This window comes from Flavobacterium anhuiense, from assembly GCF_050990855.1.
GTDB lineage: Bacteria > Bacteroidota > Bacteroidia > Flavobacteriales > Flavobacteriaceae > Flavobacterium > Flavobacterium anhuiense_C.
The window spans coordinates 2,649,243-2,662,655 of sequence record NZ_CP158861.1 but is presented as its reverse complement, the minus strand read 5'-3'; the positions used below and the strand labels follow the sequence as shown (position 1 = coordinate 2,662,655).

7 protein-coding genes are annotated in these 13,413 nt (G+C 34.6%); all 7 read right to left on the bottom strand.

The window, feature by feature from the left end:
• Positions 1-95 precede the first annotated feature (95 nt).
• The 7 genes from gyrB to ABTV69_RS11800 all read right to left on the bottom strand — a co-directional run bounded on the left by gyrB (position 96) and on the right by ABTV69_RS11800 (position 13,178).
• Complete coding sequence (gyrB, locus tag ABTV69_RS11830; protein ID WP_223705167.1) at positions 96-2,036, bottom strand: DNA topoisomerase (ATP-hydrolyzing) subunit B; 1,941 nt, start codon at positions 2,034-2,036, stop codon at positions 96-98.
• 407 nt (positions 2,037-2,443) lie between these two features.
• Positions 2,444-4,060: an asparagine synthase B gene (gene asnB / locus ABTV69_RS11825; RefSeq protein WP_433836588.1), complete on the bottom strand. Its 1,617-nt coding sequence runs from the start codon at positions 4,058-4,060 to the stop codon at positions 2,444-2,446.
• A 312-nt stretch (positions 4,061-4,372) separates the two neighbouring features.
• On the bottom strand, positions 4,373-6,049 hold the full coding sequence (gene asnB / locus ABTV69_RS11820) for an asparagine synthase B (protein ID WP_433836586.1): 1,677 nt from the start codon (positions 6,047-6,049) through the stop codon (positions 4,373-4,375).
• A 514-nt stretch (positions 6,050-6,563) separates the two neighbouring features.
• Positions 6,564-7,013, bottom strand: a complete 450-nt coding sequence (locus tag ABTV69_RS11815) for a hypothetical protein (RefSeq protein WP_433836584.1) — start codon at positions 7,011-7,013, stop codon at positions 6,564-6,566.
• 176 nt (positions 7,014-7,189) lie between these two features.
• Positions 7,190-8,944, bottom strand: coding sequence for a TonB-dependent receptor (locus ABTV69_RS11810; protein ID WP_433836582.1), 1,755 nt, complete (start codon positions 8,942-8,944; stop codon positions 7,190-7,192).
• A 256-nt stretch (positions 8,945-9,200) separates the two neighbouring features.
• Positions 9,201-10,064: a PhzF family phenazine biosynthesis protein gene (locus ABTV69_RS11805; RefSeq protein WP_433836580.1), complete on the bottom strand. Its 864-nt coding sequence runs from the start codon at positions 10,062-10,064 to the stop codon at positions 9,201-9,203.
• A gap of 99 nt (positions 10,065-10,163) precedes the next feature.
• Complete coding sequence (locus ABTV69_RS11800) at positions 10,164-13,178, bottom strand: tetratricopeptide repeat protein (protein WP_433836578.1); 3,015 nt, start codon at positions 13,176-13,178, stop codon at positions 10,164-10,166.
• Positions 13,179-13,413: the final 235 nt, after the last annotated feature.

Below are 13,413 nucleotides of genomic sequence, written 5' to 3'. Positions count from 1 at the left end.
TATTAATTTATTTGTCTATTCCTTAAAAAGACAATTCGTTTAATTGTCTAGTAAATTTAAACAATTAAACGAATTGAAATTATTAATTTTTCATTTTATGCGTCGATATTTGCATAAACTGCATTTTTCTCGATAAACTCTCTACGTGGCGGTACTTCATCACCCATCAGCATAGAGAAAACTTGATCTGCTTCTGCAAGACTATCAATGTTTACCTGACGTAAAGTTCTGAAGTTTGGATCCATTGTAGTTTCCCATAGTTGCTCCGCGTTCATCTCTCCAAGACCTTTGTAACGTTGAATATTAGCACTTCCACCCATTCTTTCGTTAGCTTGATCGCGTTGAACATCATTCCAAGCATATTCTTTTTTGTTTCCTTTTTTAACTAAGTACAAAGGTGGCGCTGCGATGTAAACGTGACCTTCTTCAATTAACTCTTTCATGAAACGGAAGAAGAACGTTAATATTAAGGTAGAAATGTGGCTACCATCGACATCGGCATCACACATGATGATTACCTTATGATATCTTAATTTTTCTAAATTTAATGCTTTACTGTCTTCTGCAGTTCCTACTGTTACTCCAAGAGCAGTAAAGATATTTCTAATCTCTTCGTTTTCGAATACTTTATGATGCATCGCTTTCTCAACATTCAAGATCTTACCACGTAATGGAAGAATGGCTTGAAAATTACGATCACGTCCTTGTTTTGCTGTTCCACCAGCCGAATCTCCCTCGACAAGGTAAACCTCACATCTTGCAGGATCTTGCTCAGAACAGTCAGATAATTTCCCTGGCAATCCACCACCGCCCATAACGGTTTTACGCTGTACCATTTCACGCGCTTTTTTCGCTGCATGACGTGCTTGCGCCGCTAAGATTACTTTTTGGATAATTAATTTCGCATCATTTGGATTTTCTTCCAAATAATTCTCCAACATTTCTCCAACAGCCTGAGAAACTGGAGAAACTACTTCTCTGTTTCCAAGTTTAGTTTTTGTCTGACCTTCGAATTGAGGCTCAGATACTTTTACCGAAATAATCGCTGTTAATCCTTCACGGAAATCATCTCCAGCAATTTCGAACTTTAATTTATCTAATAACCCAGAAGCATCTGCATATTTTTTAAGCGTTCTTGTCAAACCACTTCTAAAACCTTGCAAGTGCGTTCCTCCTTCGTGAGTATTAATATTATTTACGTAAGAGAAAATATTCTCTGTATAACTTGTATTGTAAATCAAAGCAACCTCAACCGGAATTTCTCCTTTATCATTATCCATACTGATAACGTGAGAAACAATCGGCTCACGGTTACCATCTAAATAACGGATATATTCTTTAAGCCCTTCATCAGAATGAAACACTTCACTTCTGAATTCACCTTTTTCATCAACTTCTCTTTTATCTGTAAAAGTAATTGTGATTCCTTTGTTTAAGAAAGAAAGCTCACGCATACGTGCTGAAAGCGTATCGTATGAAAACTCAGTCGTCTGAGTAAAGATGGTATCATCTGGGAAAAAAGTCTGGCGAGTACCTCTTTTTTCTGTTTCTCCAATTTGTTTAACAGGATATAATGATTTTCCTCTTTCGTATTCTTGCTCATAGATTTTTCCTTCTCTAAAAACAGTCGATTTCATATGAACCGAAAGCGCATTTACTACAGAAACCCCAACACCGTGAAGTCCTCCAGAAACTTTATAAGAGTCTTTATCAAATTTACCTCCGGCACCAATTTTAGTCATTACAACCTCAAGTGCAGAAACTCCTTCTTTTTTATGTAAATCAACAGGGATACCACGACCGTTATCTTCAACTGTAACAGAACCATCTTCGTTTATTGAGACACTAATAGCATCACAATGTCCTCCCATCGCCTCATCAATAGAGTTATCAACAACCTCGTAAACCAAATGGTGTAGTCCTCGAACCCCTACATCACCAATATACATCGACGGACGCATTCTTACGTGCTCCATCCCTTCTAATGCCTGAATACTATCTGCTGAATAATTGTTCTTCTTGATTTCTTCGCTCATATAATTTATTCTAAAAATGTAATTAATGTCTAACACGCAAATATATAAAAACGCAAGCTATATACCGAGTAAATTACCACTTAAAGCACTTAAGTTATCAACAGAATTGTCTGAAAAACTAAAAAATAAACCCAAAAATGGATTTAATTTCTAATTTTCTTAAATTCCAAAAATAGAAATAACGTAAAAAAATCTACGATTTTTAAAATTCCATTTTTTTGAAATTCAAAATTCCAAGATTGAAACTCTGAAATCAAAAATTCAAAATTGGCTTAAACCATTAAATAAAAAAAGCCGAAATACATTCAGTGTACTTCAGCTTTTCTATATCGATTCTAACTTGGAATTTGGAATTTAAAATTCTAGATTTTCGCCCTTTTTTGGAATTTTAAAAAATTGGAATTTCACTATGCAATAACAGTAGTTTTAACTGGTTCAAAATTTCCATTTAAATGAGCTGCATTCGCTCTTCCACTCGGATCTTGATTTTCCTGCCATTTTGGAATCCATTTACGAACAGTTTGCGCCGCGCTGACCTGTGGATAGAATTTATGAAAAATTGATCTGTACAAGTACGCTTCTTTCGTTGTTGGTGAATTATAAGGAAATTCTGCACTTGCTCCAGCCAATTGCTCGTCTGTAACTTGCGAAGCACAATATTCAATTAATTCGTCAACCCATTTATAGCCTACACCATCAGAAAATTGCTCTTTTTGTCTCCATAAAACTTCCGAAGGCAAATACGAATCTTCTGGAGTGTCGAATGCTTTTCTTAAAATATATTTTTCAACACCATCATACGTTTTTGGCTGTTTTTCTTCTGTTTTAATTCGAATTGCAACATCTAAAAATTCGGTATCCAAAAACGGAATTCGAACTTCTAAACCATTTGCCATTGTCGTTTTGTCTGCACGAAGCAAATCGGCTGTAAATAGTTTTTGAACTCTTTCTATAGTTTCGTCTTGGAATTCTTCTTCTGAAGGCGCATTTCTAAAATACAGATGCCCTCCAAAAACCTCATCCGCTCCTTCGCCTGACAAGATTACTTTTATACCTTGATCAGCAATTGCTTTAGAAAGCAAGAACATTGGAACACCAGAACGAACAGATATAATATCGTACGTTTCAATATGATAAATTACTTTTTCTAAAACCTTTACCCCTTCTTCTACAGAAAAGTGTATTTCGTGATGCTCTGTTCCTAAAAATGCAGCTGCTTTTCTAGCCGCAATATTGTCTGGCGCATCAGCATCTAATCCGATAGAAAACGAATGCAGTTTTTCTCCTTTTTCTTTTAATAATCTTGAAGTGATTGCAGAAATTAAAGAAGTATCCAAACCTCCTGACAATACAACTCCTAGAGGCACTTCTGCCAATAAACGTTTACGGGTAGCCTGAATAAGACTTTCACGAATTAATCCTAAATCTAATGGCTGAGTTGCATTTTTATGATCTTCGTATTCAGGATGGTAATATTTTACAAAACCTGTTTTTGCTGTATAATAATGCCCTGGAGGAAAAGTAGAAAACGATTTGCACTGGTCTGCAATAGCTTTCATTTCTGACGAAAAATAAATTCTTCCTCTTTCATCCAAACCGTAATATAAAGGTTTTACCCCAATAGGATCGCGGCCTGCAATATATTTATCGCCGTCAACAACTACAAAAGCAAAATCTCCATCTAATTTATTACAGAAATCATAACCGAATTCTTCGTAAAGATGTACAATCACCTCAGAATCTGATTCGGTTCTAAAAGTATGATTCTTTAAAATTGTATTTTTAAGTTCCTGATAATTATAAATTTCTCCATCATGCACCATCCATGCTTTATCAGTTCCTTGAATTGGCTGTTTGCCCGAATTAAGATCGATAATAGATAAACTCTCATGACAAAGTATACTGCCATTTTCCATAATGCGAACATCACTTTCATCAGGCCCGCGATGTAACATTCGTTCAGAAAGTTCTTTTACAAGCTTCGGGTCTTTTCCTTTACCAATCACGGCCAACAATCCAGACATAATATTCTTTTTTTATTTTATTTTTAATAGTATTCAGCAATGAAGCGAACATTAAAAAATCATTAAAATTTTTGATTGAAAGCAAAACTAATTATTAATTTTTGCTTTCCGTTATTAAATCCGTTAAAATATTAAGCGTTTAACGATAATACTGCAGATGCCAAATATATCAAAAGAAAATCAATTACTATAATTGCTGTTTGCTGCGAATATAAAGCTTAAATAATTAACGCCTTTAGACAAGAAAAACGCTCTCGCTAGAGAACGTTTTTCCTAAAAATATATACTAATTCTAAAAATTAAACTCTTAAATTATGCCTTAACATAAGCATCGTCGTGAACATTTGCTACTGCTCTTCCTGATGGATCGTTTAAGTTTTTGAAAGCTTCATCCCACTCCAAAGCAATTTTTGTACTACAAGCTACACTTGCTTCTTGAGGCACACATAACGCTGCCGCATCACTCGGGAAATGCTCAGAGAAGATTGAACGATAGTAGTACTCTTCTTTTGAAGTTGGTGTCTGCAATGGGAATTTAAATCTTGCGTTTGCCAATTGCTCATCCGAAACTTCTCTTGCTACCACTTCTTTCAAAGTATCAATCCAGCTGTATCCTACTCCATCAGAAAATTGCTCTTTTTGTCTCCAAGCAACACTTTCTGGAAGCATATCTTCAAAAGCTTTACGAACAACCCACTTTTCCATTGGATGCTCTTTGTTGATCATCTTATCTTGTGGGTTGATGCGCATTGCAACATCCATAAATTCTTTATCTAAGAATGGTACACGACCTTCGATTCCCCAAGCTGCCAAACTTTTGTTTGCACGTAAACAGTCGTACATGTGAAGTTTACCTAATTTACGAACGTTTTCTTCGTGGAATTCTTTAGCGTTTGGTGCTTTGTGGAAATATAAATATCCTCCAAACAACTCATCTGCTCCCTCTCCTGAAAGAACCATTTTGATTCCCATAGACTTAATCACTCTCGCCATTAGCCACATTGGAGTTGAAGCTCTTACTGTAGTTACGTCATACGTTTCTAAGTTGTAAATTACATCACGAACCGCATCTAAACCTTCTTGAATTGTAAATTTGATTTCGTGGTGAATAGTTCCGATATGATCTGCTACTTTTCTTGCTGCTGCTAAATCTGGCGAACCTTCTAGACCAACTGAGAAAGAGTGCAATTGAGGATACCAAGCATCTGTTGTATCATCAGACTCAATTCTTTTTTGAGCGAATTTTTTAGCTACAGCTGAAGTAATAGAAGAATCTAAACCTCCTGAAAGTAAAACTCCGTAAGGAACATCACTCATTAATTGTCTGTGAACCGCTGCTTCTAATGCTTTTCTGATTTCTGGAATACTTGTTTCGTTATCTTTTACAGCATCATACTCAGTCCAATCTCTTTTGTACCATTGTACAAATTCTCCGTCTTTACTAGACAAATAGTGCCCCGGAGGAAACAATTCAATTTTTGTACAGTATCCTTCAAGAGCTTTTAACTCAGAAGCCACATAAAAAGTTCCGTGCTGATCCCACCCGATATATAATGGAATAATTCCCATATGGTCACGAGCAACAAAATATTCGTCTTTATCAACATCGTAGATTGCAAACCCGAAGATTCCGTTTAATTCATCAACGAAGTCAACTCCTTTTTCTTTATAAAGCGCCAAAATAACCTCACAGTCACTTTCTGTTTGAAAGTTATATTTACCAGCAAATTGTTTACGCAGCTCTCTGTGGTTGTAGATTTCACCATTTGCAGCCAAAACCAATTTTTTATCTTCCGTAAATAAAGGTTGTTTTCCTGACGCAGGATCTACAATTGCCAAACGCTCGTGAGAAAGAATTGCTTTATCATTGCTGAAAATTCCGCTCCAGTCTGGTCCGCGGTGACGAATGATTTTAGACATTTCTAATACTTGAGGTCTTAACGCTTCGGCTTTTTGTTTAAGATCAAAGGCACATACAATTCCACACATAATTCTATATTTTTATTTGTAAATTTTAATTTGATAGGGCAAAGATGGAGTATTAGTTACAATTGAAAAACACATTGCGTAATATCAATTACAATTATTAATCAAAACAAGCAATTTACATACTAAATGTAAAATTTTGATATAAAAAAAAGCCTTAAACTTGAAAATTTCAATTTTGAGTATAAAACTGCTTTAAAATTTAAAGTTTAATCTAGTTTTTTGAATTAATTTTTGAGTTTTTTAATTACAAATGAAAGATTCGTAAAGAGAAGAAGAAAAGTTGTTCTGGAATTGTGGTTTACACAATCATTGAAAGATTTACATGTATAGTTTGTCATTCCGAGGAACGAGGAATCTCCACGAGAAACTCTACAAAGATTGGCGATTTGCGTTGCGGAGCTGCTTGCGGAGATTCCTCGTTCCTCGGAATGACAAGATTACGCTCAGACTATTTTTGCGTGCAGAACTTTGTCAAAGTTTAAAACTTTGACAAAGTTGACAAAGCAGAAAAAATCTACTCCACACTTTCAATAGTATAATGCGTCTTATTTATTTCAAATTGAAACCCAGCTTTATTTCCCATTAAATGGTTTCCTAAAGGAGATTGCGGAGAAAGAGCAATAACATTAATTCCGTCAATTGCAATTTTTGGTAGCGCGACACTTACGTACAAATAGATTCCGTTGGCTTTTACCAAACTTCCTAAAACTATATTTTCTGTAGTTTTAAGCGGATCTATTTTATCTAGAATTCCTTTTTGCTCAATTGCTTCTTTAAGCTTATTAGTCAATTTTTCCTGCTCGATATGCATCATCGATAAAGCGGTTTCGTGTTTATCACCTGCAGAACCTTTGGCATCGTTTTTTGAATCTTCGGTCAATCCAGAAATCATGTCTTTAAAAACATCCATTCTGTCTTGAACCATTTGAGTATAGTGGGAATATATTTTTTCTTTGAAAGTCATTTCTTTTGAGGTACTGAGGTTCTAAGGTGCAAAGATGCAAAGGTTTTTTCTTTATTTAAAAAAACAGCCACGAATTCACGAATCTACTCCAAAAAATTCATGAGTTCATGGCTGAAAAAAAAAGGCACATTCATTTAAAATGTTTTTGTGCCTTGGTATCTTTCCGGCATTAAGCCTTAAAAATCAAATTTATAATTTGCGCCTCCTAAAACCTGGAATCCTTGTACAGGATAATTTAACCATTTTTCGTAAGCTTGGTTTCCAATATTATTCAATTTCAAGAAAAATGTCAAACGTTCGCTGAATTTATATCCTAAATGAGCATTCGCATCAAAATAACTTTTTAAAGTTATTGTCTCAGGATTTAATCCTAAAGAAGTATTGGTCTGCATATCTTTTCTTTCTCCTACATAAAATACATTTAAACCTGCATACCACTGCTTCGTAATATTAACGTCTAAAGTTGAACTTAATTTCATTGAAGGCAAATTCCATGCTTGAACCTCATTATCTGCATTATAGCTATTAAAAGTTCCGTTGATTCCGAAAGTTACATTCTCAGAGAAATCTGCTTTCAATTCTCCGTAGAAACGAAACGTTCTAATATCTTCATAAACCACTCCAAATGAGTTTCCAAAAGCATAATCTTCATTTGTAATTACTTCTGTATAATCATTTGCTTTAAACAACGCTTTATCTTTTTCATTCAGATAAGAAGCAGTCAAGTTATAATTTACATTACTAGCCAATTTTCCTTTTAAACCAGCAAAAACATTGTATTGTGTACTTGACGGACGCATGTTTAAAGTTGGAGACAAAAACGGATTCTCGGTTACGAAGTCTGCATAAGAATTCTGGTTTAAAGCCCCGTTTACTCCTGTATAGAAAATCATTAAATCGCCAACCAATCTATAAGAAGCATTTACTTTTGGATAGAAATAAAATTTGTTTCCACTGTTTTCTGAGTCTCCACTATAATAAATTCCTGCTCCTAATTCTAAGGTCCATTCATTTTCATTGATGACAAAACTTGGCTCAATTCCAACATTTGTAAAACCATATTTTACAGCTTCTGTATTGTCATGCAAATAATTATTTTTAAACGAACCGCTTACGTGATCTACAATAACATTTGTTTTAATCTCCTGATCCATCACATCAACGGTAAAAGTCGGCTTTACATAAAATCTATTTTCTGATGAAGAATAACTGTCTGAAAAATGCGTAAATCTTGCAGAAAGTTTACTAAAAATACTTTCATTAAATTCTGCATTTCCGCCAAGCGAAATAGTATTATAAGAATGATCTGGATTGATGCTATTTACTAAATCATAACGCTGATCTGGAATGGTAGAACCAAAATCTGACGGAAGTCCGTACCAATTGTAAATTTGGTTTTGGTAGCCTAAATCTACACCCCAAGTTACATCTCTATTGTTCTGACCATAGCCAACATTGATTGCGGTATCGTAAAATTCATCATTCAATTCTACATCTTTAATCCCACCTTGAGAAGAATGATGGCGAAACATTCCAGCCACATAATCATTATTTCCTAAATCTTGGTTAACAAATAATTCAGCGTTTAAAGTGCTATAATTTCCAAGACCCACAGTCGCATAATTATTAAACAATCTTTCTTTTTTAGCTTTTTCCACGCCTTCCGCTTTTCCTTTAGAAGGCGTAAAAGTCGATGCCACAGGAACAGACAAAATACTGTATTTAATAACTTCTTTAGGCTGATTACCGCTATCGTCAAGCGAAGGAGTTTCTTTCACTTTAAAAGCATCTGAAATAGTTGGCGAATACGGTTTTACAACATTTACGGTCTCAGTTCCGATGGTTTCGTTTTTCTTTACCTGTGCAAATGAAAACTGAGCAGCAAATAATACTAACAAAATGATGATTTTATGTCGGCAGTTTAATTTCATATTTCTTTCTTTTTAGAGGGTTAAGAAGAAAGAAGCAAGAGAAAAGACCTATACTAAATCTTAATTTCTTTTCTCAACTCTTTATTCTATTCTCTATATTCTATTTTCTTTTTCTAAATCTAAATTCTTTCTCTTGCTTCTTTCTTCTTGTTTCTTTCTTCTTCTTAAGTCTTGCTTCTTTCTTCTTAAGTCTTGCTTCTTTCTTCTTAAGTCTTGCTTCTTTCTTCTTAAGTCTTTCTTCTATTTCGTCTAAAACCTAAACTTCCCACTCACCTTTAGCCACAAACTGAGCTTTTCCTCCAATATTAATATCGTAATGATCGCCATTTAGTTTTCCTTTAAAATAAATCTCAGATGGACGCCCCATATAATCTCCCTGATAATTTGTTAGCTCGAATTCTGGCAAATGGTATTTCAATAAAAAAGCTTGCAAACACGTACTCGCGCTTCCTGTCGCTGCATCTTCCACCAATTGATTGTGTTCGACACACAACATTCTGCTAAACAATTTCGAACCTTCTAAATAATAAAAGTATAACCCCCTGTGACTTGTTTTGCAATGATTCTTCAGCCACTCGTCTGTTTTATCTTTATCTAAAACCAAATTTTCAAGCGCTCTTTTACTACTTAATCCAACCATTACAAACGCGCTTCCTGTTGTCACTTCCTGAATTGGAAACTGATTTTCAAAATCGCTTACTTGCAGATTACTGAAAAACGTAAAATCTATTTTAGAAAAAGTATCCCAAAACTTTGGCTGAGCTGCTTTCAACCAAATCAAATCTTCAGTTTTATTGATTGCAATTGGCCCAATCGGAACTTCTAATTTTATTTCGCTTGGCGAATGATCAAAAACTTTATTCATCAAAACCCAAGAAGTTCCAATAATTGGATGTCCCGCAAACTGCATTTCTTGAGCCGGAGTAAAAATCCTAATCTCCGCTTTATTATTTTCTTTATCTAGCTTGGTAACAAATGTGCTTTCGGCAAAATTAATCTCGCGCGCTATCTGTTGCATTTCTTGCGAACTCAAATTTCCAGCATCTAAAAAAACTGCCAACTGATTTCCAGCATATTTTTTATCTGCAAAAACATCAACTATGTAAAAAGGTAAACTCATTTCTTTCTTTTTTTCTTTTTTAGAGAATAGAGGCAAGAACAAAGAAGAAAGACTTATCAATCTTATTCTTGCTTCTTGCTTCTTTCATCTATTTTGTCTTTATCGGTTAATTGACGAATTCGTTTTTGATTCTTCAGATTTGATAGCCGCCAATTCTCTTTTTGCTTCTTCAACTACATCTGGATAATCTGTAAAGTTGTTGATTACGTTATCCAAAATGTAAGTCGCTTGATAGCTGTCTTTCAATCCGTAGAAATTTTTCGCCATCAAGACCAAACCTTTTGCTCCGTAATATTTATAAGCTGAATAGCTTTTTGCCAGTTTTTGCACTGCAGTATTTGAAGCCTCGAATTTCCCTTCTTTTGTTTTAAAATACGCATCATAATATAACGCTTCTGCAGCCAATTCTCCTTTTGAAGTCGCAGAAAGTTTTGCGTAAGCGGCTTTAGCCTTATCTTCATTTCCTGTCTGCATCGCCGCACGTGCCACAATAATCTGAGCATCTGCTTTTACACCTGCGTCTGATTTCGGATTTTCTAATACTTTCTCAGCTGCCACTACAGAACGGTCATAATCCTTTTTGTCGTAATAGCATTTCATCAAGTTTGCTTGAGCAAAAGTTTTGTTCTGCGGATAATCTGCTTCACTTTCTAATCTAGTTAAAACTGGAATTGCTTTATCGCAATCTTTTGCTTTCAAATAAATCTGAGCCAATCTGTTTAAAGCCTGTTCAGTAAATTCATTTCTAGGCTGGTCAATTACAAACTGATAATTTGCGATAGATTTTGTTTCAGAACCTTCTGCATAAGTAAGCTGCGCTAAATAGAAATTAGCTTCAACTGCATGCAATCCGTTAGGGAATTTAGAAACGTAACCCGTAAAACCAGTAATTGCTTGTTTAGAATTGTTTTGGCTGTATTGTTTGAAAGCCGCATCGTAGGTATCGTTATCCAATTCTGCATCTGTAACAGCAACAAAATCTAAGGTACGAACCCAAGTTGCATATTCATCCACTTTTCCCGTATCCACATAGATTAATCTCGCTGTTGAAACGGCTTCTAAAGCTTCTGGAGTTTTCGGGAATTCAGCCGCTACTTTTTTGAACTTCGTTAAAGCCTGTTGATCGCGATCTGAATTGTAATAAATCAGACCTTGTTTTAAGATTGCTTTTGAAGTAAACGATCCATTATTAAATTCAGAGATCAATTGGTCGTAGGTTTTAATCGCTTGATCATTCTTCTTTTCGGCCACATAAGTATTTCCTAATTCGAACAAAGCATCATCTCGATACGATGACTTTTTGTACATCTGAAGGAAATTATTCAATTCATCTACTTTCTTAGCATTATTTGACATAAATCCGTACGAAAGCGCCTTTTGAAACTGCGCATAATCAGCATCTACGCCTTTTGCAGCGATTGCTTTGGCATAAGCTTCATTTGCTGCACTATATTTTGAAGTTACAAAACGGCAATCTCCCAAACGCAAATAAGAATCGTTTAAACGGTTTTTATCTGAAGGCGAATTATCAATCTGAGCTTGGAAAGAATTCGCAGCTTGATCGTAATCTTTCAGTTTAAAATACGTGTAGCCAATATTATAGTTGATGTTTTTATATTCATCTGTAGACTTTGCAGCAGCCATTCCAGCAAACTGTTTGTAAGTCAACAGTGCATTTTGCATATCATCATTCAAATATTCTGTTTCTGCTTTCCAAAAAGTGGCACGCGCTGTAAATTCAGGCGTTTTTTGCTCGCTGATAGCACTTTTAAACATTTTGCCTGCTTCTTGGTAATTATTTTCGTTGTATAATTCTAATCCGCGGTAAAAAAGCACTTTTTGGTACGCCGCTTTATTTTCTGCCGTTCTATTTTTTTCTAATAAAACCAAAGCTTCTTTGTAGTTTTTAGAAGAAATATAAGAGTCCACTAATAGTTTTTCTACTTCTGCACGGCTTGAATTGTTTGGATATTTTTTAAGGAAATCTAACAAAATACCAGGAACAGCTTGATACGCGTTTCCGATATCATAACTTAATTTAGCGTAATTTAAAGCAGCATCTTCTTGAATTTGAGCATTAAAATCCATTTCAGAAGCATTCTTGAAAGCGTTTAAAGCTTCTTGCTTTTTACCTGTATTTAAATAGCTCAAACCTAAATGATAATATGCGTTTTGAGCTACGAAATCTTTTCCTTCAATAATTTTATTAAACTGAGAAATCGCCTTTTCATACTCTTTCTGTTCGTAATATGCATATCCTAACTGATAAAAATCGGTATTATTCCATTTTCCTTTTTTACCAGCATATTGCTCTAAATATGGGATCGCTTTTCCGTATTGTTTTAAGTTGAAATAACTTTCTCCAATAATTTTATTCAGCTCTGATTTTTCAATATCGTTTGATTTGCCCATCGCCTGCTGCCCTAAATCAATTGCTTTTTGGAAATTTCCTAATTTGAAATTCATATCAGCTTGATAGTACGACAACTTCTCTTTGTATTTTTCTTCGCCCGAAACCTCATCAAAGTACTTCGTAGCTTCTTTGTAATCGTCTCCTTCATATGCCATAAATCCTAAATAATATTTAGCTTGAGAACCATATTCTTTAGAATTTACCACTTTGTTAAAATAGTTAGTTGCTTCTTTTTTCTTTTTAGCATTAAAATAGCTATATCCTTTCATGAAATTAAACTTATCCGACTCCGCTTTATTCATGTAGCTTTCGTCTACTTTGTCAAACCATTGCAAAGCTTTTGGATAATTTCCTTGTTCGAAGAAATACTGAGCAGCTTCTATATAAGCTTGATTTTGTTTGGTGCTTGTTGGATAATCGTTAACGAAGTTTTCAACCAAAGCATCGGCATTTGCTTTATTGGTTCTTATTGCACAATTAGCAATATAAAAAGCACAATCCGATTGTACTTCTTCGTTTGTTGCATTGTACTTAACTTTTTCGAAAATTAATTGTGCCGACGCATATTGTTTGTCGTTATATAAAGCCAGTGCTTTGTCAAAATCCTTTAATTCGTATGTGTAAATAGCCGATTTCTGTGCCGAAGCTATTGTCGAAGCAAGGAAAATTTGGAATAAAAAGAACCTGGAAAGTTTACGCATTTTAATAATATTTAGTATTCAAATGTATCATTTTATACGGGTTATAACGAAACGTTTTGCCGTTTTATTATGAACAAATTATGAAACTGTTACTATTTTACGCTTTGTAAAACGTCAAATTATCGGTTCTAAAAGTTTATTTTTAAAGCCTACCTTTCATGTAAGTTGTTACAAGCAAGAACCTTTACGTACACGCCATCAAAATCCCCTTATGCAACTAATCTTATTATTTTTT

Coding starts and splice junctions, on each gene's coding strand:
- ABTV69_RS11810 (WP_433836582.1), bottom strand. CDS start 8,944: ATGAAATTAAACTGCCGACATAAAATCATCATTTTGTTAGTATTATTT.
- gyrB (WP_223705167.1), bottom strand. CDS start 2,036: ATGAGCGAAGAAATCAAGAAGAACAATTATTCAGCAGATAGTATTCAG.
- asnB (WP_433836588.1), bottom strand. CDS start 4,060: ATGTCTGGATTGTTGGCCGTGATTGGTAAAGGAAAAGACCCGAAGCTT.
- ABTV69_RS11800 (WP_433836578.1), bottom strand. CDS start 13,178: ATGCGTAAACTTTCCAGGTTCTTTTTATTCCAAATTTTCCTTGCTTCG.
- asnB (WP_433836586.1), bottom strand. CDS start 6,049: ATGTGTGGAATTGTATGTGCCTTTGATCTTAAACAAAAAGCCGAAGCG.
- ABTV69_RS11805 (WP_433836580.1), bottom strand. CDS start 10,064: ATGAGTTTACCTTTTTACATAGTTGATGTTTTTGCAGATAAAAAATAT.
- ABTV69_RS11815 (WP_433836584.1), bottom strand. CDS start 7,013: ATGACTTTCAAAGAAAAAATATATTCCCACTATACTCAAATGGTTCAA.